26 protein-coding genes, 1 tRNA gene and 1 pseudogene are annotated in these 23,383 nt (G+C 38.8%); 16 read left to right on the forward strand and 12 right to left on the reverse strand.

Annotated elements, in window-relative coordinates:
* Nucleotides 1-55: 55 nt before the first annotated feature.
* The gene (locus tag O3C63_05415; GenBank protein ID MDA0772364.1) at nucleotides 56-580 is read right to left on the reverse strand and encodes a hypothetical protein; all 525 of its coding nucleotides are present in this window, start codon (nucleotides 578-580) and stop codon (nucleotides 56-58) included.
* 265 nt (nucleotides 581-845) lie between these two features.
* On the opposite strand from O3C63_05415, the gene prmC reads away from it, so the two are divergent.
* A complete protein-coding gene (gene prmC / locus O3C63_05420; GenBank protein MDA0772365.1) occupies nucleotides 846-1,760 on the forward strand; it encodes a peptide chain release factor N(5)-glutamine methyltransferase in 915 nt (304 codons plus the stop codon).
* On the opposite strand, the gene O3C63_05425 is transcribed toward prmC, so the two are convergent.
* Nucleotides 1,722-2,447, reverse strand: coding sequence for a type III pantothenate kinase (locus O3C63_05425; protein ID MDA0772366.1), 726 nt, complete (start codon nucleotides 2,445-2,447; stop codon nucleotides 1,722-1,724). The two genes, prmC and O3C63_05425, sit on opposite strands and share 39 nt — an antisense overlap.
* Here O3C63_05425 and O3C63_05430 point away from each other — a divergent pair.
* Together O3C63_05430 and O3C63_05435 are read left to right on the forward strand one after the other, a co-directional pair.
* A complete protein-coding gene (locus O3C63_05430; protein ID MDA0772367.1) occupies nucleotides 2,433-2,948 on the forward strand; it encodes a YIP1 family protein in 516 nt (171 codons plus the stop codon). The genes O3C63_05425 and O3C63_05430 overlap by 15 nt on opposite strands.
* 26 nt (nucleotides 2,949-2,974) lie before the next feature.
* On the forward strand, nucleotides 2,975-3,481 hold the full coding sequence (locus tag O3C63_05435) for a thioredoxin family protein (GenBank protein MDA0772368.1): 507 nt from the start codon (nucleotides 2,975-2,977) through the stop codon (nucleotides 3,479-3,481).
* A gap of 30 nt (nucleotides 3,482-3,511) precedes the next feature.
* On the opposite strand, the gene O3C63_05440 is transcribed toward O3C63_05435, so the two are convergent.
* Complete coding sequence (locus tag O3C63_05440; protein MDA0772369.1) at nucleotides 3,512-3,868, reverse strand: hypothetical protein; 357 nt, start codon at nucleotides 3,866-3,868, stop codon at nucleotides 3,512-3,514.
* A 20-nt stretch (nucleotides 3,869-3,888) separates the two neighbouring features.
* On the opposite strand from O3C63_05440, the gene O3C63_05445 reads away from it, so the two are divergent.
* The 6 genes from O3C63_05445 (at nucleotide 3,889) to O3C63_05470 (ending at nucleotide 9,035) form a co-directional block, all read left to right on the forward strand.
* On the forward strand, nucleotides 3,889-4,830 hold the full coding sequence (locus tag O3C63_05445) for a branched-chain amino acid transaminase (GenBank protein MDA0772370.1): 942 nt from the start codon (nucleotides 3,889-3,891) through the stop codon (nucleotides 4,828-4,830).
* Nucleotides 4,805-6,277 (forward strand): FAD-binding protein, encoded by a 1,473-nt coding sequence (locus tag O3C63_05450; protein ID MDA0772371.1) that lies wholly within the window; start codon nucleotides 4,805-4,807, stop codon nucleotides 6,275-6,277. The genes O3C63_05445 and O3C63_05450 overlap by 26 nt, the downstream gene beginning before the upstream one ends.
* Nucleotides 6,278-6,458: 181 nt before the next feature.
* Entirely contained in the window at nucleotides 6,459-6,686 is a 228-nt protein-coding gene (locus tag O3C63_05455) for a 4Fe-4S dicluster domain-containing protein (protein MDA0772372.1), read from the forward strand.
* Nucleotides 6,687-6,836: 150 nt separating this feature from the next.
* The gene (locus O3C63_05460; GenBank protein MDA0772373.1) at nucleotides 6,837-7,481 is read left to right on the forward strand and encodes an SDR family NAD(P)-dependent oxidoreductase; all 645 of its coding nucleotides are present in this window, start codon (nucleotides 6,837-6,839) and stop codon (nucleotides 7,479-7,481) included.
* A 24-nt stretch (nucleotides 7,482-7,505) separates the two neighbouring features.
* On the forward strand, nucleotides 7,506-8,345 hold the full coding sequence (gene kdsA / locus O3C63_05465; GenBank protein ID MDA0772374.1) for a 3-deoxy-8-phosphooctulonate synthase: 840 nt from the start codon (nucleotides 7,506-7,508) through the stop codon (nucleotides 8,343-8,345).
* A 27-nt stretch (nucleotides 8,346-8,372) separates the two neighbouring features.
* A complete protein-coding gene (locus O3C63_05470) occupies nucleotides 8,373-9,035 on the forward strand; it encodes a hypothetical protein (protein MDA0772375.1) in 663 nt (220 codons plus the stop codon).
* Here O3C63_05470 and O3C63_05475 read toward each other — a convergent pair.
* The 5 genes from O3C63_05475 to O3C63_05495 form a co-directional block, all read right to left on the reverse strand.
* Nucleotides 9,032-10,117, reverse strand: a complete 1,086-nt coding sequence (locus O3C63_05475) for a putative peptidoglycan glycosyltransferase FtsW (GenBank protein ID MDA0772376.1) — start codon at nucleotides 10,115-10,117, stop codon at nucleotides 9,032-9,034. The genes O3C63_05470 and O3C63_05475 overlap by 4 nt on opposite strands.
* On the reverse strand, nucleotides 10,098-11,447 hold the full coding sequence (gene murD / locus O3C63_05480) for a UDP-N-acetylmuramoyl-L-alanine--D-glutamate ligase (protein MDA0772377.1): 1,350 nt from the start codon (nucleotides 11,445-11,447) through the stop codon (nucleotides 10,098-10,100). The genes O3C63_05475 and murD overlap by 20 nt, the downstream gene beginning before the upstream one ends.
* Complete coding sequence (locus O3C63_05485) at nucleotides 11,407-12,360, reverse strand: transposase (GenBank protein ID MDA0772378.1); 954 nt, start codon at nucleotides 12,358-12,360, stop codon at nucleotides 11,407-11,409. The genes murD and O3C63_05485 overlap by 41 nt, the downstream gene beginning before the upstream one ends.
* 135 nt (nucleotides 12,361-12,495) lie before the next feature.
* Entirely contained in the window at nucleotides 12,496-14,928 is a 2,433-nt protein-coding gene (locus O3C63_05490; GenBank protein ID MDA0772379.1) for a SpoIIE family protein phosphatase, read from the reverse strand.
* A 35-nt stretch (nucleotides 14,929-14,963) separates the two neighbouring features.
* Nucleotides 14,964-15,281, reverse strand: a complete 318-nt coding sequence (locus O3C63_05495) for an STAS domain-containing protein (GenBank protein ID MDA0772380.1) — start codon at nucleotides 15,279-15,281, stop codon at nucleotides 14,964-14,966.
* A 32-nt stretch (nucleotides 15,282-15,313) separates the two neighbouring features.
* Here O3C63_05495 and O3C63_05500 point away from each other — a divergent pair, with 32 nt between their 5' ends.
* The 3 genes and pseudogenes from O3C63_05500 to hspQ all read left to right on the forward strand — a co-directional run bounded on the left by O3C63_05500 (nucleotide 15,314) and on the right by hspQ (nucleotide 17,292).
* Nucleotides 15,314-16,546, forward strand: a complete 1,233-nt coding sequence (locus O3C63_05500) for an amidohydrolase family protein (GenBank protein ID MDA0772381.1) — start codon at nucleotides 15,314-15,316, stop codon at nucleotides 16,544-16,546.
* A gap of 29 nt (nucleotides 16,547-16,575) precedes the next feature.
* Nucleotides 16,576-16,947, forward strand: a pseudogene (apaG, locus tag O3C63_05505) (Co2+/Mg2+ efflux protein ApaG).
* Nucleotides 16,930-17,292: a heat shock protein HspQ gene (gene hspQ / locus O3C63_05510; protein MDA0772382.1), complete on the forward strand. Its 363-nt coding sequence runs from the start codon at nucleotides 16,930-16,932 to the stop codon at nucleotides 17,290-17,292. Before apaG ends, hspQ begins: the two are co-directional and overlap by 18 nt.
* 7 nt (nucleotides 17,293-17,299) lie before the next feature.
* Here the strand turns inward: hspQ and O3C63_05515 are convergent, their stop codons facing one another.
* Nucleotides 17,300-18,457: an acyl-CoA desaturase gene (locus tag O3C63_05515; GenBank protein MDA0772383.1), complete on the reverse strand. Its 1,158-nt coding sequence runs from the start codon at nucleotides 18,455-18,457 to the stop codon at nucleotides 17,300-17,302.
* Nucleotides 18,458-18,647: 190 nt separating this feature from the next.
* On the opposite strand from O3C63_05515, the gene O3C63_05520 reads away from it, so the two are divergent.
* Nucleotides 18,648-19,802: a UDP-N-acetylglucosamine--N-acetylmuramyl-(pentapeptide) pyrophosphoryl-undecaprenol N-acetylglucosamine transferase gene (locus tag O3C63_05520; GenBank protein ID MDA0772384.1), complete on the forward strand. Its 1,155-nt coding sequence runs from the start codon at nucleotides 18,648-18,650 to the stop codon at nucleotides 19,800-19,802.
* A gap of 67 nt (nucleotides 19,803-19,869) precedes the next feature.
* Nucleotides 19,870-20,499: a hypothetical protein gene (locus O3C63_05525; protein MDA0772385.1), complete on the forward strand. Its 630-nt coding sequence runs from the start codon at nucleotides 19,870-19,872 to the stop codon at nucleotides 20,497-20,499.
* 16 nt (nucleotides 20,500-20,515) lie between these two features.
* Here the strand turns inward: O3C63_05525 and O3C63_05530 are convergent, their stop codons facing one another.
* On the reverse strand, nucleotides 20,516-21,952 hold the full coding sequence (locus O3C63_05530; protein MDA0772386.1) for a U32 family peptidase C-terminal domain-containing protein: 1,437 nt from the start codon (nucleotides 21,950-21,952) through the stop codon (nucleotides 20,516-20,518).
* 71 nt (nucleotides 21,953-22,023) lie between these two features.
* Nucleotides 22,024-22,194 carry a hypothetical protein gene (locus tag O3C63_05535; GenBank protein ID MDA0772387.1) on the reverse strand — a complete coding sequence of 57 codons (171 nt, stop codon included), beginning with the start codon at nucleotides 22,192-22,194 and terminating at the stop codon, nucleotides 22,024-22,026.
* A 107-nt stretch (nucleotides 22,195-22,301) separates the two neighbouring features.
* Between O3C63_05535 and O3C63_05540 the strand changes: the two genes are divergently transcribed.
* Nucleotides 22,302-22,562 (forward strand): hypothetical protein, encoded by a 261-nt coding sequence (locus tag O3C63_05540; protein ID MDA0772388.1) that lies wholly within the window; start codon nucleotides 22,302-22,304, stop codon nucleotides 22,560-22,562.
* Here O3C63_05540 and O3C63_05545 read toward each other — a convergent pair.
* Nucleotides 22,539-23,057: a DUF5706 domain-containing protein gene (locus O3C63_05545; protein MDA0772389.1), complete on the reverse strand. Its 519-nt coding sequence runs from the start codon at nucleotides 23,055-23,057 to the stop codon at nucleotides 22,539-22,541. The two genes, O3C63_05540 and O3C63_05545, sit on opposite strands and share 24 nt — an antisense overlap.
* Nucleotides 23,058-23,185: 128 nt before the next feature.
* On the opposite strand from O3C63_05545, the gene O3C63_05550 reads away from it, so the two are divergent.
* Nucleotides 23,186-23,261: transfer RNA gene (locus O3C63_05550), tRNA-Gly, on the forward strand.
* Nucleotides 23,262-23,383: the final 122 nt, after the last annotated feature.

Raw genomic sequence — 23,383 nt, forward strand, 5'->3', positions numbered from 1 at the left:
CAAAGGAACCACATCGGCTAATTATTGAAAGTGAGAGTTTTAGTGAGAGGGGTGATTAAATAGCTTCAGCCACAGATCGACTACTTTGCATTTGAATTGCTCTTCTATTTAATAATTGAACTGTATTATCAGAAACCCCTGCAACTTTTGTAAAAGAATCTACCTTATCTATCCCTTGATCCGCAAAAGCTGTATCAATAAAATCAAATAAACTATCTTGTAATTCCGTAACTCTAGCCTGGAATTGTGGATCTACCTTTACTGTTGATTGACCCGAAACTGGATTTGCAAGATTTTCCATTCTAATTAAACAATCCAAACTTTTAGTTAATATTTTTAATGGTCTTTGTCTACATTCTATAACGGACTTATTTTCACTAGAATCTACTACTTTCAAAGACTCATTCAAACTAGCTTGAAGACCAGTTTCTTGGTGCATCTTAGCAATATCATGTTTCGCATTATGGTACTCTGCATCTGGCAAATCAATAACAGCAGAATCTGACTCTGTCCTATTTTCAAGATATTTAGCATGAGCTGATAACGTAGAATGTAGTGAATTAAGATTAGTTAATAACATATTGTTGGTTCCTTAATTTAAGTATATACTAATTACTAGATCTTGTCAAGACTTATCTTGAAATTTCATATAACTCTCTGAAGGATTTACCATTTTATATCAGTTTGATAAAAAACAACGATTTTACAAGCATAAATTAAGTATTAATAGTTTCTTCAGAATATACCCCACCTGGGTATATTCGTTACTTTTTTAATTCCGGGTCTTAACGACGTAACGCTTTGTATGTACATGTAGCCATGAAATTAGAGCTAAAATAAGCTCGATGGCTTCACAGCAAACCACCCTCCAAGAAATCTACCAGCAGCTCAAATCCACTCTTGAAATCGAGGAGGCTGAAATAGAAGCACGCCTTATATTACAAAATGTTTTGCAACTAAGTCCTAGCCAATTAATTACAGAAGACTCACAGATCATCACAAAAAATCAAGCGGCACAAATCTACTCTATCCGAGACCAGCGCAATAAAACCAGAACGCCACTAGCCTATCTGCTTGAAGAAGCTGCTTTTGGAGACATGATGCTTTTTGTCAATCAAGATGTTTTGATCCCAAGACCAGAAACAGAATTGCTTGTTAAACAAACACTTGCTGAAATCAAAATCAGAGACACTCATCAACCTCGAATTCTTGATCTTGGTACTGGCTCAGGTTGTATTGCAATTGCACTCAAACGTGCCTTGCCAGCAGCAAGAGTCTATGCTTCTGATATTTCCAAAGCCGCCCTTACAGTTGCTGCAATCAACGCCAAACAATATGAAGTCGATATTGAATTTGTAATGGGAGACTACCTTGAACCATTCATTGGCAAATCCAGCTCACCAGTAGCTTTGCCAGTCATGCGCGGCAAGCCGCCTTACTTTGATGTGATAGTTTCTAATCCACCATATATCACAGAAGCTGATTACAAAGAACTAGAACCTGAAGTTCAACATGAACCAAAACACGCACTCACCGGTTTTCCTTATAAACAAATCAAAAACCAAGTGCTTGAAGCTGGCTTACTTGAAGAAGGTGGTTTTATGGCTTTTGAATTTGGACAGGGGCAACGCCCGCAACTTGAAGAGATTTTCCCTCAAGCCAAGTTTTATAAAGATCTAGAAAATAATGATAGGTTCTTAGTCTGGAAAAATGATCCAAAATTAGTGATGGGATTTAAGCCCTTCGACAAAGGCGCCTAGTAATTCGCCATCCTCAATATGCTTATCAAAGTAGTTCAGGAAGCTGCTTGCACCGCCACCAGTACAAATAGTTAAAGTCGGCTGATCATTATTAATTAATTTGCGAGCTCTAAAGATCCATTCATTAATCAATCCCAAGTGCGCAGTATAGGCACCATGAACAATAGCATCTCTTGTATTGTTAGTTTTCATATCCGGCTCTCCAAGCAAGTTCCTAAGGTCTTTAAAGAAATCGTCAAGTGCATCACAGTCCTCACTCAAAGCCTTCATACTTGCCCTTAAACCAAGACTAATAAAACCACCCAAGAATTCTCTATTAGCATTAGCGACACCAATAGTAGTTGCAGTACCGAAGTCCATAAGAATTATATTAGATCCAGGATTCAAATCCAAAGCGCCAATTAATTTAGCCACCCTATCAGCACCAAACCCAGGATACAAATTTGTAAGTGAACTTTGCTTTTGCGGATCAAAAATCTCTAGACTAGCAAGCTCACGCTTAGCTTTAAACTCATCGACAATCAACTGAGTCTGACTTGGCACAGACGAGATAATGTAAGTATCATAACTAGAATCATTAGGTAAATCATCAACACTGAGATATAGGTCAAATCCAGGCAAATCCACCAAGTAATACTTCACTCGCGAGTTACCTAGGTCTATAATTAAGTCGTGAGCTTTTTTCAAAATATTTACTCGGTGATTTTTAGACCAGGACTAGCCTTCGGTCAACTAGCCAATAATTATAGCCCAGGCCTTTTGCTTGAAGCCATAATCATTCTTAGTATCATTGCCTCTATCCAAAATCAACCCAATATCACTGGCATACTTGGTTATCTTAGTTCTTGGCTCATCACTAGCAGTTTGATTTTTCTTATGGCGTTCATCTTCAAACTCAAAGCCAATGAATATCCGCGCTTTATCACCTTGCTGGGTTTTGCCAATATTCCCATGATTTTCCTGGCACCTGCAACAATCATCAGCCAGTTCAATTCTGCTTTGGGTTTGATACTCAAACTAATTATTCTCATTTGGACTTTCAATCTGAATATAATTGCAGTTACAAAACTTTGCCAAATCTCCAAACTCAAAGCGACTTTGATTTATTTATTGCCTGCACTTTTAATTACTTTAATTGCCTTGAAATTTATCCTTGGTTCTATTGCACAACTGATACTATTTTTTTAGGCTTACTATGAGTTATAATTAAACCAATGGTACTCCTCGAATCCAAATCTCTAGAATACGGTAAAGCAATCTGCGACTTTGATCTAGCTGATACAGTCAGTGCACGCAATATCTCAAACAAAGACCTAGACAAAGATATTGTTGTAGTTGCATTCATCTGTAATCACTGTCCTTATGTAGTCAGAATCGCCGAGAATTTTTCTGCGCTTGCAGCCAAGACCAATGACTTTGTTAACTGGATTGCAATCTCCGCCAATGATCCAGATTATAGAGAAGATGATAGTCCTGAGAACATGAGCAAATTTGCCACAAAATATAATTTCAATTTCCCTTATCTTTTTGACGAGAGCCAAGAAGTAGCCAAGGCTTTTGGAGCTGTTTGTACGCCTGATATTTTTGTATATAAGCATGGCAAACTCGCTTATCATGCACGTTTTGAAGATCTTGAAAGAGCTTTAGAGGATTTGCAAACGAGTGACCATATCAGCTTTGAAGATCGTCCGTCTGCCGGCTGTTCTATCAAATGGAAATAGCGAAGTCTTATAAGTCCTAAGACACTGCTATTAGCCTTCAGTTGGATACTTTGGTGATAGTAAACTAATCCCAAATGCAGCAACACTAACCAGCGCCATTACAGAAATCAAAATAGCAGGGATTAATTTATCCCCGTTACCTGCAGTCAGCGCAGTCATAGCAAGAGTGGATCTCCAAGCAAAAGCACCTATCAAAAGCACGTTAACCACCCTTGTTGCGATTAGCACCACTTTACTTTTGCAGATAAAAAAGCTGAGAAGAATAATGATCGACGCACTAGCAGCCCCGCTAATTAAAGCAGATTTGGCATGAGTTAAATAAAAACCCACCAAGCCCAAAGTTAATATGCTGAAACCATATAGTAAATAAAGTGTTTTTTGATTCATAATGTACTATTATAATGCTAATGGCCAAAGTTGCGATCAAAATTCACGAATATGCTTTTCTTGGCAAAGATTTCTTGAAATATCAAGATGCCAAGATCAGTGTCATGACGCATGCTTTCATGTATGGCACCGCCGTTTTTGAAGGAATTCGAGCTTATTACAACAAAGATAAAGATGTGCTCTATTTACTTCATCTTAGAAATCATTTTGAGAGATTATTACAAAGTTGCAAAATTCTGAGAATGCAACCTTATTATGACGTTGATCAAATGTGTGAACTAACAATAGAACTTCTCAAAAAAAACAAACCAAAGTGCGATGCCTATATCAGACCAAGTTGGTTTAAGTCTTGTGAAAGAATTGGTCCCTCAGTAATTTGTGGTGATGACGAAGATAGTTTCGTGATGACATCTCTTGACCTAGGCGACTACCTTGATACAAGCAAAGGTATCTCAGTACAAATTTCTAGTTGGAGAAGAGTTTCTGATAATGCAATTCCACCTCGCGCCAAAATCAATGGTAGCTATGTCAACACTGGGCTAGCCAAAGCAAACGCGATTCTCGCTGGTTATGACGATGCGATTTATTTGACTGAAGCTGGCTACGTTGCAGAGGGTTCAGCGATGAATTTATTTATTGTGCGCAAAGGCAAATTAATTACTCCACGAATCTCTGACAATATCTTAGAGGGTATTACTCGCAACTTTGTTAGTGAACTTGCAATTGATGAACTTGGCTTAGAAGTTGAAACTCGCGCAATTGACCGCACTGAGCTTTATATCGCAGATGAAGCATTTTTCTGCGGGACCGGCGCGCAAATAGTGCCAATTGGCTCCATTGATAATTATGTTTTAGGCAACGGCAAGCCTGGAGCTATCACCAGTAAATTACAAAATCTCTATAACGATATAGCGAGGGGCAAAGTAGATAAATATCATGGTTGCCTCGTCGAAGTTAAATAAATTCATTCAAGAAATTCAAGACTTCTTAAAGCCAGAACAAGTTCTAGACACGGATACCGATCGTTATCTCTACGAAACAGACGCCACTTCCCTCTTTAAAAATCAAGCTGCCTTAATTGTAATCCCTAATAGCACTCAGGAATTATTAAACACCGTTCAATTAATTAATAAATACCCAGAGCTCAACTTCGTTGCCAGAGGTGCAGGCACTGGACTTAGCGGCGGCGCCATTGGCGACAGTAACTCAGTAATAATCTCAATAGCCAAACTCAATAAATTAATCGCTTATGATGAAGCAAATCAAATGGCATTAATTGAAACAGGACTAGTCAATGAAACTCTCAGCCAATTAGTGAAGCACACCGGCTTACATTTCTCGCCAGACCCTAGTTCCCAAGCAGCTTGTACCATTGGTGGCAATATTGCAGAGAACGCTGGCGGCATTCATTGCTACAAACATGGAGTCAGTGCCGATCAAATACTAGGACTGGAAGTAGTTTTGCCAAGTGGTGAACTTATTTATCTAGGTCAAATCAATCAACAAGCCTGTGAAAACTTTGATCAAGGACAAGAAATAAAACAAATTCATTCAGCCAAAAGATCAGCAATTGATTTCACCAGGCTCTTTGTAGGTAGTGAAGGTACCTTTGGAATTGCTACCAAAGCATTAGTGCGCTTACAAAAAATCCCTGAATCATTTCTTACAATGCAAGTTGCTTTTGGTTCGGCGATAGAGGCTGCCGAATTAGTTTCAGCAATTATCAAAGCTGGCTTTAAGCCAACCGCTCTAGAGATGATCGACAAAGGTGCTCTGGAAGCCGTTTCCAAGACTTTTGACTTGGGCATTCCCGGTGAAAGCAATGCTGTTTTATTAATAGAGCTTGATGGCGACAACGATGAGATTCTACTGGAAGCTAAAGCGATTAATCAATTAATCAAAGCTAAGTTCAAACCACTGCTATATAAAGAAACTCAAGATCCAAAAGAGCGACAATTCCTCTGGAAAGTGCGCAAGGGTACCGTTGCAGCCTTTGGTCAAATTGCACCGTTTTGGTATCTTTATGATGCTGTGGTGCCTCGCTCCAAAATCCCTGAGGCAACGGCAAAGATCGAAGCAATTGCCTTGAAATATAATCTCAGACTAGCTAGCGTCTTACATGCTGCTGATGGCAATCTGCATCCTAATTTCTTGTATGATCCAGCAAAAGACCCAGGAGTCGTTGAGCGTATTCATCAAGCAAGCCATGAAATCATGCATCTTTGTATTGAACTAGGTGGTGTGCTTTCTGGTGAGCATGGTATCGGTGTCGAGAAGCGTGACTACATGCCGTTCTTGTTTTCGGATGCCGATATGGAAACCATGCTCAAAGTCAGAAGAGTTTTTGATCCTAAGATGATTAGCAACCCAAATAAAATATTCCCGATTCGTCTCTGCAAAGAATGTTAAGTAAAAATAACTATGAGAATGATTCTCAATTATTCGTCTTGAAAGCCTTAAAAATAGCCGATAAACCAGCTCAATTGACAATGATTCTCAACAACTACTTATTTATAGCTTTGTTGTTAGGATATGAGTCGGTTAGCCGATAAAGAAGCTAACCGTTCAAATTGGTTTAAAGGAGAAAAGAATGCCATACACTATTGTTTCAGAAATTTGTGAAGGTGCAGAGGATTGTATCCCTGTTTGCCCAGTTGATTGTATCGTCTGGCCTGCTGAGGAAAAGAAAAACGCCAAAGGTTTTAAATACCCATACATCGACATGGATACCTGTATCGATTGTGGTGCTTGCTTAGCTGCTTGTCCAATTGAAGGCGCTATCCTTGATGAAGGTAAACCAGAACTACAACTAGTTTAAGTTTTTACAACACGATTATTTAAAAAGCCCTGCTAATGCTGGGCTTTTTTTGTAAAATGGAGATCCCGGGTATCGCCATTTTTAATCTTTAAAACTTACATTACAAAAGACGATACCCGGGATCGTCTTTTTTGAGACAATAGTATCCAGATGTCCAAAACCATTTTAATTACAGGCGGCTCAAGAGGCATAGGCAAAGCCTGTGCTGATTTACTGGTTGATGGCAACAAGGTATTTGCTCCAAGCTCTTTAGAACTTGACGTTAGTAATCAAAAATCTATTGATGACTATCTTCGTGAAATAAAATCACTTGATGCACTCATCTGCAACGCTGGAATATATTACGGCAGCAATATCGAAAAACATTCTATCGAAGAATTTAGTCGAGTGCTTGATGTCAATCTCACCGGTAGCTTTAGGATGATTCAATCTTGTTTGCCACTTTTACATCACGGCTCAAAAATAATTTTAATTGCTTCAGTTAGTGCTTACGGCGATGCTGGCGCGCCAGCCTACTCCGCTTCCAAAGCTGGCATGATCGCAATGATGAAGTCACTCGCTCCAGAACTTGCGCATGATGGAATTACAATTAATACAATCAATCCTGGTTGGGTGCGTACCGATATGGCTCATACACTGCTTCCAAACAAAGAAGCAGAAGCTATGGCTCTTGGAGCGACTTTGCTTGGGCGTTGGATAGAACCTATAGAAATTGCTCAATTAGTTGAATATCTACTTAGAACAGATGCCATTTGCGGAGAAGTAATTAATATTGACGCCGGGCTTAACGTTTAAAGCCAATGCTATAATTCATTATCAATGACCTTCCAAAAACAAATGATGAACCCAAACAGCTTCCCAATCCTTTTGGGGCCTTGTGTTGCTGAGTCTGAGCAAGTGCTTTTTGAGATTGCTAGAGGACTTGAAAAAATCATCTCAAAACTAGAAGCAGAAAAACTTACTGATGGGGTAGTCTGGGTTTTTAAAGCAAGTTACGATAAGGCTAATCGCTCATCTATTAATGGCTTTCGCGGTCCTGGACTTGAAGAAGGGCTTAAGCAACTAGCTAAAGTAAAACAGGATTTTGGTTTTGCACTTGTTAGTGATGTGCATGAAACTAGTCACTGCGCGCCTGCCAGTGAAGTCCTGGATATTTTGCAAATCCCAGCTTTTCTGTGTCGGCAAACCGACTTGATTGTTGCAGCTGCTCAAACAAACAAAGTACTTAATATCAAGAAAGGGCAATTCTTATCGCCGCCTGAAATTAAAAATATTGTTGATAAAGCTCGTGAGGCTGGCAACACTAATGTATTTATTTGTGAGCGAGGTAATTCATTTGGTTACAATAATTTGGTTGTCGACATGCGCATGTTCCAGCAAGCTCGCGAGATGGGCATTAGAACTATTTTTGATGCAACTCATTCTTGCCAGTTACCTGGAGCTGGTGGGGACAAATCACTTGGCAATAGTCACTTTGCGCCGATTCTGGCACGTGCCGCGGTTGCTGCTGGAGCTACTGGTATCTTTGCTGAAACTCACCCGCGTCCAGAAGATGCTCTTTCAGATGGTCCTAATATGATTAAACTTGATGAGCTAGAAGCCGCTCTAAGAGGGATTCTTGAGATTAGGGCTTTGAATAAATCACATTTAACAGTTTGATAGCGTTATATAGCTATGCAAGCGGGATTGCACACTAAGGGAACACACCCAGAAATATTCAAAAAGCCTCAACGTTTGGTACATTCTGGACCTAATAATTTATCTGGGGCACCAATAAGACCTAGTCCTAATGAAGTTTGCACAGGGCAATATGCAGGCAATTTTGTATTTGCCAGTACTGATTATGTAGCAGCCAAAGCTTATGCTTTCAAACAAAATGGCAATACCTTTACTACATTCAGCCTTGATAAGCCTATGGTCCCAATTATAGTATCAGTTAATAAAGAAAGTTACCTCAACTTCCTTAAAGAACAAGACAATAAAGGCTACCAACATGAATTTAATTCAAATCAATTTGAAGAAGTTCTAAAAAGAAACCCAGATGGTAGCAGAGTTAAAACAGGAGAATGGGTCTCTGAAACTGAAGTAAGAAATTATACAACCAAAGAACTTGATTTTTTAAGCCTTATTAAAAACAAAAGCATGCAAGTATTTTTTATAAACCCATCAGAACTTAATGGTCAAAACCCTCAGTCCAAAATCCAAGAAATTATGGATTTAAAAATCCATACACGCCAAGGACTCCAACAGGCAATGGATCAAGGCTTATTAACCCATTATAATGTTGAACTCAAAAAACAAGACCCTGAAATTAAAGTACTCAACCTAAATACAGGTCTAATAAACTAAATACGACTAAACCTCGAGATATTCAATAATATCCCTACAATAATCGAAGCTGACAAGAAACTACTACCACCAAAACTAATCAAAGGCAAAGTCATTCCAGTAATCGGAAAGAGTCCAGTGGCAACTGCAATATTGATAAGCACTTGAAAACCAAATATTAATGTCAGAGAGAAACCAAATATTTGTCCGAACTTGTCTTCAGCGTTCAAACTAATATAAAAAGCTCTATAAAGCCAAGAGAAAAACAAAAATAGTAAACCAGCAGCTCCCAAGAAACCAATCTCTTCGCAAATAATTGAAAAAATAAAATCAGCATAGGCTATTGGCAAAGGTCCGAGTTTTTGGACAGAGGCACCGATACCAACACCCCAAAGACCACCTGCGCCAATCGCCCTAATAGACTGGATTAGATTATAACCATGCCCTAGGGGATCAGAGTATGGATCAAGCCAATACTTCACTCTATCCATTTGATATGGTGTGTTGAGCACTTGTCTTACTCCCAAGAAAGCACAAGTCCCAAGTCCAGCGATAAACGCAAATAAATTAAAACCAGAAGCATAAACTGCTGCAAACGCTGCCGACATAATCAAAATGCTACCACCAAGATCAGGTTGCTTCAAAACCAAACCAGCCATCAACAAAACTCCTAAAAAAGCCCAAACATAATTACGTCCTTCAACCAAGACCTTCGTTACAACCAGTGCTGTAATAATCTTGGCAAATTCAGAAACTTGCAAATTCAAAAAGCCAAGTGCCAGCCATCTTCTAGAACCGCCAGTGACAACACCAAACTTGGCAGTCAAGGCAAGTGCAATAAGTGCTGCAATCAAGAGCGGCCAAGCTAGTTTTTTGAGCCACCTGAAATGCAAAAAACTAAAAACAAACATTATTGAAAGTCCAAAAAATACAGAAACTATATGCTTAACGATAAAAACCCAGGGGCTGCCGAAATACCGTACTGACTCGTGCCAAGACGCGCTAATAACGAAAGTAATACCAACAACAATCAAAGCAATTGTTACTTGCAAAAAGAAAGGATCAACTCGATTAAGGCTTGGTTTATTTACTACAGCTTCCACTTGATTTAGTATATATCAGCTGCCTAAATTTATCTCCTCTGTCTTGATAGTTTTTGAACATATCAAAACTTGAGCTTGCTGGTACAAATAGAATTGGTAAGTCTGAATCATGGTTGATAGCCAAATCAACAGCTTGCTCCAAAGTCTCAGCTTTATGAAAATCAGTGTGAGCTGTCAAAGCCTGAGCTATCTTTTCTCTTAGTTCACCAATAATAACGATACGAGAAGAGCGTGCACTGACTATTTTAATAAATTCACTAAGATCGAGGTTCTTGTCTTTACCACCAATGATAGCGATACAATCTTTAAAGGATTCAAGTGCTTTAATTGCAGAGTCTGGATTCGTTGCCTTGCTATCGTTGTAGGCTTTGTGTCCATTAACAGTGGAGATATATTCAAGACGATGCGGTACGGCTTGGAAACTCATTAGTTTAGTTTTAAGATGCTCGCGCCCAACACCAAACTCAGTTGCTGCAAGGCTTGCAGCTAAAACATTAGAATAATTATGCTTACCCACTAAGTTCAACTCAGAACAATCAAGTAATTTGGTTTCTGCTAAATACAAAGAGTCACCCCTATAATATGCATTTGCTTGAGTTTCAGTAGAAAATAATTGTGACTTGTCGTTCTTCAAACTTGCAGTCACATTGTCGTCTTGATTCAAGATGAAAACTCCATCATGCTCAAACAAACGAGCTTTGGCTTGACGATACTCATCAAGGTCTTTGTGCCAATCCAAATGATCATCAGTAAAATTGAGATAAACGGAGCAATCAACCTGTTTCAGTAACTTAGAATAAAACAACTGAGCGGAACTAATTTCCAAAATAAATATTTCTTGATTCTTGAGTTTTGCAAAATCCATAAACGGCAAACCAATATTGCCAATTGCTTGTGTATCAAAGATTGATGCCAAGAGACTTACAGTAGTGGTCTTGCCATTGGTACCAGTGACAGCGATTGTTTTCCCCGGTGCAAAATCCAGAAACAAATCTAGATCAGTCCCAAAATCAAGCCCAGAATCTTGAACCAGCTTAATCACAGGCGCATGTGGCGGAATGCCCGGGCTAATCATTACAAATCGTGAATCAGCAGAATCACCCAGGACAAAATCTGCTGTTTGTTGACCAAACTCAAATTGAACTCCCTTAACCTCATAATCCTCTATGCCAATAAAGCACTCTCTATCCTTAAGCTCAGAAACCCTAATCTCAATACCAGGCTTATATTCCAAAAGAAAATCTATAGCGCTCTTAGCACTAATTCCATATCCTAAAATCGTTACGCTATCAACGCCGGGTCGTAACAACGTAACGCTTTGTATTGACATCATTAACCACTTTATCCTTTATTACAAGAAGATCCTTGTAAATACTAGCAAACTTAGAAGATTCAAGATGTACTTTCTTAAACCTATAATTCATCTGTTTAATAGCCACTGGGCTATCTGCATCCACAAAAAATGCAATGTCAGCATATGACATAGAAGTAAATTGATGTAATGAAAAAGTATACAATCGTAATTTTTCATTATTTGTTAGATTGATGTTGCTATAAATATACTCATAAAACAAGGGTATAACTTCTTCATCAATCAACTCATTTATTTTACTTTCAGAATAAGGCTTAACAATTGCTGACTCCAATATTGATTTAATAAATTCATCATCACCACATATATTTTTAGAATCAAAATCATCATCAAAATCTAACTTATGAAAAGCCCGAAAATTACTAGTTGTAGCTTGCTTGCTCATGCTATCGATTACTAACCCACAATCAAAAAATCCTTGTGGCTCTTGTTTACCGACATAAATAGGATAACTAGACCAGCGATATTCATCTAAATCAGTTACCATACCAGCTTTAAGTGGGTTACAGTGAATATACCTGATCAAATTCAAACTGTATTTCTCCGACTGTACCAATTTCGAATTAAACCGACCCTCAAAAATAGTCCCGCTACGTTCATATTTCAAATTGTAATAAATCGAATAACGTGAATTAATACTTTGTAATGATTTCGATAAATTACCCTGAATGGATTGTAAATATAAATGATAATGATTGTCCATTAAACAATAAGCATGAATCCTAAAACCATACTTCACACACGAAGCCTCCATACAAGCAAGAAATTTATAGCGGTCTTGATCATCATGAAAAATATTAAAACGATCTAAACCTCGAGAATACACATGGTGAAAGGAGTTAGCATAGTCATATCTCTCTATAGTTGGCATAATTTAAATCTCCTGAACAAATATAGCAAACGCATTTTTAGGGCTTCGCAATTGCGAAACCTGTATTGTCAAAGCGTTACTTTGTTATCACCCGGCGTCAAAAAGTAACAAACGTTACTGCGTTACGACCCGGCGTTACCAGTAATAAAAAAGTCCTATATGGTTACCAAGGTAGTTCCAGGTAACCTTGTCAAATATTTCAAGTAGCAGAGGGATGCCACGTCCACCTTCATTATCCATAGTCACATCATCAATACATGCTTGATTGTAAACCTGCCAGTTAAATCCAGGGCCAGGATCAATTAAAGTCATCTTGAATGAGCCAGGGTTAATTCTATAACCCAATCTCACAGTTCCATATGGGTTCTTCTGCAAACCATAACGAATTGCATTGGTCATAGCTTCGGTAATCCCAAGTCGCAAATCCAATCCACGCTCTGCTGGCATATTTGCAGCCAATGCCTCAGTAACAACAGTATCAATCAAACTAGCTACTTTCTTTGTGTCTTGTGCATCAAAATCAACAATGTCAAATTTGACCTGCTCTAAACTAATCATCAATCTATCATCAGTCAGAGGTGTAGCGCCACTCAAAGTATTCAATGCTTCATTTAATTCATAGGTAATCTCTTTAACATCTTGTCCTTTGACCTGCTCCAAGACTTTCATCACCCAATCCTTGGGTACAAAATTGCCATCAGGCATTTTTTGATCCATTACACCATCGGTAAATAAAATCATTTTATCGCCTTGTTTAAAATCAATCGTCTTAGCTTCATAAACCTCATCAATCTCTTTTGGATTGATCAATCCCAGTGGTACACCACTATCCTGATCTTTATCTACAATGATGATCTTGTCGCCTTGTATTAAATAAGGATTCAAGTGTCCAGCGTTTGTATAAGTCAGCGAGCCTTCATAAAGATCAAAAACACCATACCAAGCGGTTGCATAAAAATCGGAACTCGCATTTTGATCCAGAATAGACTGACAAAGAAAACTAATCATTTTCTCTGGGAACCATGCAAGTGCAGAATTGCGCACAGCGGAATTAAATTCACCAAGTAAATAACCCGTCAAAAGTGCAGCAGCAGGACCTTTGCCTGATACATCTCCAATCAATACACCAACCTTGTCAGGCGAAAGCTCAGCAACCCAATAGAAGTCACCTGAAACATTACTATGAGCTTTATAAAAAACAGAAGTCTCTAGATTAACATTAAACACATCTCCACCAATCAGGGATGTCTGCACTCGAGCTGCTTGCTTCAATTCACGAGACAATTTTTCTTGATAAGAATTAAGCTTCTCGTACATTCTTGATTGAGTCATTGCCACAATCACCTGTGAGCCAGCGGCTTCCACAAAATCCATCTCATCACGAATCCAACTGCGCTTGCCATAACTATGAAAAACAATCCAACCTTGAACTACAGACTGAAAATGTAAAGGGCAAGCTAAAGCAGAAACTGCTCCTGTTGCTATAAGCTCTTCTTGTTCTACTGCTGTTAGACGGCTAAAATTCTCCGGGGCTAATAAATCATTAACGGCGATTGGTCCAAACTGATCCTTACGAAAATTGTCTAAGATCAAATGAGTGGCTGTATTAGCGATACTATGCACACCTTGCTCGCAATACTCATCACTAATATAACCATCAAAATATAAAAAACAACGTGATGCCTTCAGTGCTAAACCAAGCTCATTTACAGTACGAGCCAAGATCTCACTCAAGTTTAAGCTAGAACGAATCTGAGTTGTTAGGTTGTTTAAAAGCTCAGCATATTCAGTTCTTTTGCGCGCTTCTTGATATAGCAGAGCTTTCTCAATAGCAGTTGACAAAGGTATTACAATCGATTGCAACAAATCTATTTCACGCTCATTCCAATCACGCACTTCGCTACATTGTTGTACGTAAAAAACACCTTGGATCTCATCTATCAAAGATTGATGATTATCAGGTGCAACAGTACCTGCAATTTGTTTCTTAATCAGGATAGGCAAAGCCAGTAATGATTGAGTAGAATGTAAAAAATTGTCTTCTACTTTTTCGCCAATTTTGGTTTCAATAATATTGGTCTTAGACTTAATTGCTTTGCGAATATAATAATTCTTGCGAACAGTTTCAACTCTCAGCTGTATACTTGTTTCTTCAATATTTTTATTAGTCACAAAATTACGCTTGTATTCAAGCTCAGCATATTCATTTACAGCTAGCAGGGCATTACGGCTAAATAAAACAATCCCGCATCTGTCGACACCTAAATAACTACCAATCTCTTTTGTCGTAAGATCTAAAACACCATCCAAATAAAATGCACTATTGATTAGTTCAACCCATTTATTGATGAGCTTTTCTTTCTCTGCACGAGAATTGGCTATCTGCCTTTCTTGAATTAAAGCCAGTGTTGTGTTCTGTAAATGACGAGCCAAGTCTTCAGTCTCGCTAATAGTCTTTTCCATCAACGCAGTTTTATCCTCGTTGAGTTTACGTTCAGCAGCCAACTTTAACTCTAGTTCTTGAACTTTTGCATCAGAACTTTGATAATTTTGTTGCCTTTTTTCCATAAAATCAATGCTTATTAAGTTCTCTCTTGACTTTATTAACTCGCCTTCGATATGATTCTAGTCAGCTGATGTAATCTAGCTATTCTCAAAAGAGCTTGCACATCATCTATTACATTATATAATTCAAGTTCTGCACCGATCATTTTGCATTCTTTCCACAATCTTACAAATGAACCCATTCCAGCACTATCAAGAAAACTTAAGTCAGAACAATTCACCTTAACTTTGGCTTGCTCCTTCAAATGAGGTAATACAGACTCCTTAAAATGCTCAGCATCACTATAGAGCAATTGTCCGCCGACTTCAAGCTCCAAGCACTGTTCATCATCTGTTTTTATATTTAGTTTCAACATCTTTATTATAGGACCCAAGCCTTTTCTCCCCCATGTTACCTAATCAATATACCCATAACATAGTCATTAAAAACACAGATGAAACACTGTTTAACACTGTTATTGAGGCAAAAACAAGTATCACCGATTACCGGCAGATCAATAACAATCATATTGACAAGAGCAATACAAAGCAAATCATCATACCTGGACTCATAAATCTACATTCGCACCTGGCATATTCTGACACCACACTCAGCTCCCAGAGCCTCTTTCCCTGGATAAGTCAATTAGTCGAAATACACCATATGGGGGAGGCGAGTTTACCTAGTGCCGCCCTCAAGGGTGCTCAAGAAGCTCTGAGCTTTGGCACCAGCTTCCTTATCGACAATACTAGCCATCCTGAGGATTCAATCAAGGCTTTCCAAGAAAGCGGACTCAAAGGAATTATCGGAATCGAAATTTTTGGTTCTGATCCAAAACAAGCAACACAAATCTTGCAGCAAAATCTTAAACAAATTAACAAACTAAACAAACCAACAAACGTAGACTTGACTCTCTCTCCACATGCAAGCTACGACGTCTCACCGCAACTTTGGCAACTCTGTCTTGATTGGTGTAATCAAAACCAAGTCCCGCTACTTAGTCATCTAGCTGAAAGCGCAGCCGAAGAAGCTTGGTTCCAAGACAAAGACTCGCAGCAAGCCCAGTCAGCAAAAGAGTTTTGGGACAAGATCAACACCCTTGAAACCAAACTGGCAAACTGGCAAAGCTATCCAAGCTCGACTCGATATCTTCACGGGCATAATTTATTAAAACCATTTAGTTTGTTTACTCATTTGGTTCATGCCACCAAACAAGATCTTGAATTAATTAAAGCAGCAGGAATTGGAATCATCACCTGCCCTCGCTCCAATCTCTATCTTAAAAACGGTTTGGCAAATTACCAGCAATGGCACAAACTCGCTATCGATTTTGCTATTGGTACTGATAGCAAAGCCTCTAACAGCGACCTTGATCTTAGGAAGGAAGCCAATGCAATTCCAGGACTCAGTGCCAAAGCCAAGTTTGAATTAATCACCAACAAAGCAGCTAAATTACTTAAACGTGATGATCTTGGTTCTCTTGATATTGGCAAAGCAGCTGATTGGGTGGTACTTGAAGTACAGGATCAGAATATCGACCTAGCAACAGCTGATCCATTTGAACTAATTATGGATACAGCAATGACAATAGTCAAACAAGTTTATATAGACGGTAATTGTCGCTACCAAGCAAACAGCTAGTTTGGGGGGATGCTAGAATATGACACAGAATGACAACAGATTCTAAATTATGTATTAGTCAAGGTGTTGAGGTTAAAGCCAGCAGTATCTACTTGGAAGAGTACTCCAAGCCAGCTGAAGGCAAGTTCCTCTTTTGTTACAGAATCACTATCACCAACAAATCCGATCAAAAAGTCAAACTACTGAATAGACATTGGATTATTATTGACTCTAATTCCAAGCAAGAAGAAGTACAGGGACCAGGAGTAGTTGGACAACAGCCTGAATTAAATCCTGGTGAGAGTCATGAGTATATGAGTTTTTGTAATCTAGAAACTCACTTCGGAACTATGGAAGGTAGTTATGAAATGGAACGAACAGACAGCAGTAAATTCCAAGCTATCATTCCTCAATTCTATCTTGCCGATAACCTAAATCAATTTGATAAACCAAAATACAAACGTGGGCAAACTATCAAACATCCTCAAGAAGACTATCGAGGCATCGTCACTGACTTTGATATGTACTTTATTAACGACGAAGAAATTTATAACAAAAGCAAATATAAGCCCGACAAAAACAAACCTTGGTACTACGTACTTATTGATGGTACCAATGCTATTAGCTATGTTGCTGAAGAGCACCTAGAGCTTGATGAAGACTCAGAAAATATAGAACATCCACTAATCGAGTTCTTCTTTGATGGTTTTGACGGTAACAAATATATCCGCAATGACAAGACTTGGGACGAGCTTAAACGTAGTTAGGGCTATTTTAAGCTGATCTAGCGTAAGCCAATACCTGTCTACGCAGCAAATTCCACTCTCTAATTGCTACTCTAAATTCACGAGTAGCCTGATTAATTTGATCCTTGAGAACTTCTACTTCAAGCTGAACAAAAGCAGGCTTGTGTGTTTTGCTAGTTAATTTTTTGTGTTGTTGACGTAAAGAAGAAAGATATTTAAAAGCAGCATCTGCTCTTGATTTCATCTCTTCAAAAGCATCGACATAGCTAGAAGTAAAGAAGTCGAAATTGCGTTTGTTTAGTTTCTTGATCATATGTTTCTCTTTCATATGCATACGCTTGCGCAAAATGATCTCTGCACTAATCTTTTTTAAATCATAAGTTAAACCGATATATGACAAACCTCTAATCGTCCATTTACATGGATCCCAATCCCAAGGTCTTACACCATTGCGGTAATCAGAAGGGAATTCATGATGATAGTTATGATAGCCCTCTCCAAAAGTAAGGAAAGCTGTAAACCAGTTATCACGAGCACTGTGGCTATCAGAATAAGTCTGCTTGCCAATACAATGCGTCAAGGAATTAATCAAAAAAGTAGCGTGATGATTAAGTACAGAACGTAAAAATCCAGCGATAAAAATACCACCAAATAAATCACCCCAAGCAAGAGCAATAATTCCAGGAAGAATATAACCAACAAAAAATCCCATTGGTACCCAAGTATGGAACTGGGCAACAACTAATTTGTCATCCATTAAATCTCCAGCTTTTTCCATGTCCTTAAGCTGATCGTTATGTTTGAAATATAACCAACCCATATGAGCCCAGAAAAATCCCTTACCAATACTGTAAGGATCTTTCTCATTGTCATCAACATAGTTGTGGTGATCACGATGATCAAGCGCCCACTGAAGCGCAGAGCCTTGAAGCCCAGCAGCTCCAAAAATCAAAAAGAAAAGTCTAACAGGCCAAGCTGCGTTATAAGTACGGTGAGCAAATAAACGGTGATAACCAGCTGTAATACTCAACTCAACAAAAGTTGCCAAAACTAAGGCCAAAATCACTGTTGTCCAGTTGAAGGATCCAGCATTAAACCAATGTATTGTTGTGAAAATACACATTATTGGCACAACACTAAAATAAATTGCGTTAGTCCAGTTAATTTTTCTTTCTCTTGTTTTCATATTGTATTTACCTTATCGCTCGGTCGTAGTTATATTATAGCAGGTTACAGCACAAATGAAACAGATCTGATGATCTAATTCAAGATATCTCCGTAATCTGTGTCCAGTCAATGACTTTTGTCAATTTGGGCATTTTTAGTTGTTAGATAAGGGTTTTACGTGAGACAATAGGCATATAGATTAGGTAATCATGGCTAAATTCAAAAAAATAGCATTAACTGGGGGCGGTACAGGTGGTCACATCTATCCCTGTTTAGCCTTAGCTGAAGCTATATTAGAGCAAAAACCCTCAACCAAGCTGTTTTATCTAGGACATGAGGCTAAACTAGAAGCAGAACTATTAAACAAAGACGAATTGAAAGATGCCGAAGGCAGGGCATATTCAAGCTATATCAAATTTCTTGGACTAATAGCCTACCCATTGCCAAGGTCTAAAAATCCATTTAAGCTTCTCCAATTCGTTTGGAGATTTTGGGGCTCAGTGCAAAAGGCCTCGGCTCATCTCAAAGAAAATAAAATAGATGCGGTGTTTGGCACTGGTGGCTACGTGGCCGCTCCTGTTTTTGCTGCCGCGATGCTCAACAAGATACCTTATATCATTCACAACTTAGATGCGCATATGGGTCTTGCCAATATGGCATTTGTAAAAAATGCTGCTGTACTTACACTTGGCTTTCCTGATCTTGAATATCTCAAAACCAAAGTCAAGTCTGGCAAAGTAGTTGTGACGGGGAATCCTGTTTCGTTCAAGTTCTTAAGAGAGGGAATAGGGAGAAGGGAGAAGGAAGAAGGGAAGCGTTTTAATATCCTCATCACCGGAGGCTCTCAGGGAGCAGAATCTATTAATGATGCAATTGGTAATTTACTACCACGTCTCTCTGAGAATAAAAAAATAAATATCATTCATGTTACTGGTAGCAAGCTTTATCAAGAATATCTCGAGAAGTTTTTGGATGGCGACTCTGCTCGGTTTACAAATTACAAGGTCATCCCCTACACACATCAAATGCCTCAACTCTGTTCTAGTGCAGACATTGCTATCTGTAGATCTGGTGCTATGACAATTGCAGAGATGGCAGCTTCAAGTGTTGTGCCTATTTTTATTCCACTACCTTGGGCAGCACATGATCATCAAACTCTCAACGCTAAGTCATTAGTCGATGCTGGTGCAGCTTTGATGCTTGATCAAGATCAAGCTGATTTTGATAACGCTTTATATGCAAGTATAGTCAAACTTATTGAGGATACCGAATTGCTTGAATTTATGCAAGGGAGGTTAGGTGCTTTTGCTAAGCCGGAGGCTGCAGGGCAGTTAGCCAAACTTGTTTTGAAAATGACAAAATGATAGGTATTGACATTAACATGGGTAATATGTTAAAATTAGAACCATCCAACAAAGACAAGGAATTATTATGACAGGACCAATTAAGATTCAACTCAATGAGCCAGTTCAGGCCACAGCAACAGGAGCTGCTGCCGTTAAAAGTGAGCCATTAACACTTAGTCAAGCAGTTGCTGATTTTCGGGACAGCAGAATAGGCGGTGGTCATGATCGAGATATTATAGCTTTAATAGAACAAGCTACTGATTTTACTATCCAAGAAGCAAGCAACTTAGCTCACGGAGTTACTAGAGGACCAGTGATTGGGACTGGTAATGATGCAATAATATCAACAATCGCCTCATCAAACGCCTTTGCCAATCATCTTCAACAAGTATCCGATTTAACTTCAGCAGAAAAACAAACTATTAAAGCTACCCTAAAAGTATTAGGAGCAGATAGCAGTATATCTTCTCTACGAACAATTGCAGACGATGTCTTAAAAACTGCCGAAATCGAAAATATAGGTGGTGCATCAATTGATGCTTCTAATATACCAGAGCTGTTCAGTAGATCGATAGACCCCTTAGTGCAGAGATTCGGTAATTATTTGGAAAATCAAGGAATAGTTGATTTCACAAGACTATCTAAAATAGCCAACACTGATATACCCAGACCCTACAACTATGCCGATATCTTCAGTAGAAAAGTAGCTGTATAATCCAGCCCCACCTTGACTAAGCTATAACCGGCGTCCTGTTCTTCAAAGTCTGCGCCTCTTTATATATCATTCTAATGATAGTAGTTTCAGCATTGGCACCAAGATCTTGATCTAGCTTTACAAAGATATTCTGACCACCACCATGAGCGTGATCAGTTGCTTCGATTTGGTTTGCGTTAAATTCTTTCTTAGGATTACGGTGCAATTTTGCTGAGAATTCAAGCGCATCTGGGTGACCATTGTAGTAAGCCTCTGCAAACTCAATCTCAAACTCTCTTTCAGGACTAATAAAAGTGAGCTTGTCACCCTTGTCGATTCTGTTTTTAATTTCAAGACAAGCTACGCGCGAGCTAGCATCATAAGCAAGCACACGACCAGCGTACAAATGAGTTTGCACACTGTGAGAGCGCTCGAGCTCTTGGGCAGCGGCTTTGGCGTTACGCGGATAGAAACCAGGAATAAATCCACGGTTGGCAGTAGTGCATACCTCTGCGAGCATCCAGTCTCTAGTTTCATCAGAAATCTCGTTCTTAATTGTAAGTTCATCAATACCACGTCTGTAAGCACGCGCTACAAGCGAAGCATAGTACTCGGTCTTGTTACGTCCTTCAACTTTGAAACTAATCACCCCAGCATCACGCAGCTCTTTGATGTAGTCAATGCCACAAAGATCTTTGGAGTTCATTATATATGTTCCAAACTCATCTTCGTCAATTGGCATCATCTCACCAGGACGCTCGCGTTCTTCAAGATAGAAATCGCCATCAAGAGGAATATACTCCGTGCGCACGTCATCAAAATCACTTGCTCCTGCTGTTGTAGTTGCATCATTGGCACTCACTTTAAAACCCCAACGACAAGTATGTGAGCAAGTGCCTTGATTAGCATCGCGATAACTCAAGTAGTTAGAAAGCAGACAGCGACCTGAATAGGCCATGCAGATAGAACCATGAACAAAAGCCTCAAGCTCAATATCAGGCACTTTGTCGTGGATCTCACGGATCTCTTCAATTCTTAATTCACGCGCCAGTATCGCGCGCTCAATTCCATAGTCCTTCCAAAACTTGACTTGCGCCCAGTTGGTGTTGTTAGCTTGCGTCGACAAATGAATTACAGCCTCTGGAAATTTCTCCTTGGTTAAAGCAATAAGCCCCGGGTCTGTCATGATGAAAGCATCTGGCTTCAATGAAACCATCTCTGTCATTGCTTCCATAAAACTATTGATTTTATTGTTGTGCGCATAAATATTACAAGTAAGGTAGATCTTCTTGCCAGCAGCATGAACAAAATCAACTGCTTCCTTGATTAACTCAGGATCAAAAAACTCATTCTCGCGTGCCCGCAAACTATAACGCGGGACTCCTGCATAAATAGCATCAGCTCCATATGCAATCGCGTATTTGATTTTTTCCAGACTACCGCCTGGCATTAATAACTCAAGTTCTGTATTCATAATGTTCTTCCTTGTTTCAAGCAAAGAGGAAGGACAATGATAACTTATTTAGAGAGGATTTGTAAAGATACTTAATCAGCTCTAGCCAATGCAACACCTGTAGACCGACCATTGCTATAATTTATTGCAGGACCCGCTAATCCCATCTCAATAAAGGACTGTAACCATTGATGCATGCCCTGAAGTCCAAGAACAATTCCTCTGCCCGAAGCTCCTGATATATCGCTAACAGCACCTGCCATAATAAATTAATTATAACCGAATATAGCCATCAAGAGATATCATGCAGCGAAACAGAAGAACCTATATTTTATTTACCTCTCAGCTGATAATGAAGTAAAATATGACTATGAAATTATTCCTTTCTTTACTTATAGTTCTTACCATGACCAACGCAGTATCAGCCAAACTTAGCTGCACCGATGGTGTCCTTATTAAAGATGGTCAAGCACTGAGTGCAGAAGAAAAAACAAGTATAAAAACCAAAGTTGAAAAGAAACTAACTAAAGTAAGCGAAGAAAAAGAAGATTCTAAAGACCCTAAAAAACGTGCAGAGAAGAAAACTAAGCTCACTGACAAACTAGAATTAATCAATAGTTGCGGCAACTAGTCCATGGCTAGAAACCAAAACTAAAACTGCAACAAGAGCAAAAAATACTGCAATCAAAGTAGAAAAGATTGCAGCTTTGACTTTGCGATATTTTTCAGAAGCATAGAAAGAATAAAAATAAATCTGCTCCACCAGCTCATCCATCATCTGATCTTCTTGCAGATTTTTGTAAAGCTGCGCTAATTTATCCTTATCTTGTTTTTCGATATTGCGCCAATAGAGCATTTCACTGGTTGCACACTTGTAAACAACAATCGGACTAATAATAAAAACCGTATTCACAAATGAAAAAAATATAAAGATGAAGGCTACGGACATCAAGATACCGGGCAAGGAACTAAACTCAAAAGATTTGATTTGAAAAACCAAAGTAATCAAGCCAGATATAACAGCTAGATCTAAACTCAGTATGAACTTAGCTTTGTTGTCAGCTAATCTGATATGTCTATTAAGGTTCTCAAAACTGAGCTTAGTAAATTCAAAAAGTGTATTCATGTTGAAATTATACGTTATTGCGAGTCCCTTTCGGGGTCTACAAAGACCAAAGCCATTCTGTCAAAGTTTATATTTTTCTGGATTGCGTCGCTTTGCTCGCAATGACGTGATAAAATTCTTTGAGTTATGCGGAAGTAACTCAATTGGTAGAGTACCTGCCTTCCAAGCAGGCTGTCGCGAGTTCGAACCTCGTCTTCCGCTCCATCAATCTAAAAAGATCCCATTTAGGGATCTTTTTTGTTTCTGGAGGGAAGACATCATGGGTCACTGGTTTGCTAACCGAACTTATTACTTTCTCACAACCATGAGAATCCGCTCCATCAATC

Source organism: Cyanobacteriota bacterium (assembly GCA_027618255.1).
Classification (GTDB): Bacteria; Cyanobacteriota; Vampirovibrionia; order LMEP-6097; family LMEP-6097; genus JABHOV01.

Bases quoted from the DNA above. Each gene is read 5' to 3' on its own strand.
- O3C63_05520 (MDA0772384.1), top strand. From the start codon at position 18,648: ATGGCTAAATTCAAAAAAATAGCATTAACTGGGGGCGGTACAGGTGGT.
- O3C63_05450 (MDA0772371.1), top strand. From the start codon at position 4,805: ATGGTTGCCTCGTCGAAGTTAAATAAATTCATTCAAGAAATTCAAGAC.
- O3C63_05485 (MDA0772378.1), bottom strand. From the start codon at position 12,360: ATGCCAACTATAGAGAGATATGACTATGCTAACTCCTTTCACCATGTG.
- O3C63_05455 (MDA0772372.1), top strand. From the start codon at position 6,459: ATGCCATACACTATTGTTTCAGAAATTTGTGAAGGTGCAGAGGATTGT.
- O3C63_05515 (MDA0772383.1), bottom strand. From the start codon at position 18,457: ATGAAAACAAGAGAAAGAAAAATTAACTGGACTAACGCAATTTATTTT.
- O3C63_05440 (MDA0772369.1), bottom strand. From the start codon at position 3,868: ATGAATCAAAAAACACTTTATTTACTATATGGTTTCAGCATATTAACT.
- O3C63_05460 (MDA0772373.1), top strand. From the start codon at position 6,837: ATGTCCAAAACCATTTTAATTACAGGCGGCTCAAGAGGCATAGGCAAA.
- murD (MDA0772377.1), bottom strand. From the start codon at position 11,447: ATGTCAATACAAAGCGTTACGTTGTTACGACCCGGCGTTGATAGCGTA.
- O3C63_05490 (MDA0772379.1), bottom strand. From the start codon at position 14,928: ATGGAAAAAAGGCAACAAAATTATCAAAGTTCTGATGCAAAAGTTCAA.
- O3C63_05500 (MDA0772381.1), top strand. From the start codon at position 15,314: ATGTTACCTAATCAATATACCCATAACATAGTCATTAAAAACACAGAT.
- O3C63_05525 (MDA0772385.1), top strand. From the start codon at position 19,870: ATGACAGGACCAATTAAGATTCAACTCAATGAGCCAGTTCAGGCCACA.
- O3C63_05530 (MDA0772386.1), bottom strand. From the start codon at position 21,952: ATGAATACAGAACTTGAGTTATTAATGCCAGGCGGTAGTCTGGAAAAA.
- O3C63_05545 (MDA0772389.1), bottom strand. From the start codon at position 23,057: ATGAATACACTTTTTGAATTTACTAAGCTCAGTTTTGAGAACCTTAAT.
- O3C63_05540 (MDA0772388.1), top strand. From the start codon at position 22,302: ATGAAATTATTCCTTTCTTTACTTATAGTTCTTACCATGACCAACGCA.
- prmC (MDA0772365.1), top strand. From the start codon at position 846: ATGGCTTCACAGCAAACCACCCTCCAAGAAATCTACCAGCAGCTCAAA.
- O3C63_05495 (MDA0772380.1), bottom strand. From the start codon at position 15,281: ATGTTGAAACTAAATATAAAAACAGATGATGAACAGTGCTTGGAGCTT.
- O3C63_05445 (MDA0772370.1), top strand. From the start codon at position 3,889: ATGGCCAAAGTTGCGATCAAAATTCACGAATATGCTTTTCTTGGCAAA.
- kdsA (MDA0772374.1), top strand. From the start codon at position 7,506: ATGACCTTCCAAAAACAAATGATGAACCCAAACAGCTTCCCAATCCTT.
- O3C63_05415 (MDA0772364.1), bottom strand. From the start codon at position 580: ATGTTATTAACTAATCTTAATTCACTACATTCTACGTTATCAGCTCAT.
- O3C63_05535 (MDA0772387.1), bottom strand. From the start codon at position 22,194: ATGGCAGGTGCTGTTAGCGATATATCAGGAGCTTCGGGCAGAGGAATT.
- O3C63_05435 (MDA0772368.1), top strand. From the start codon at position 2,975: ATGGTACTCCTCGAATCCAAATCTCTAGAATACGGTAAAGCAATCTGC.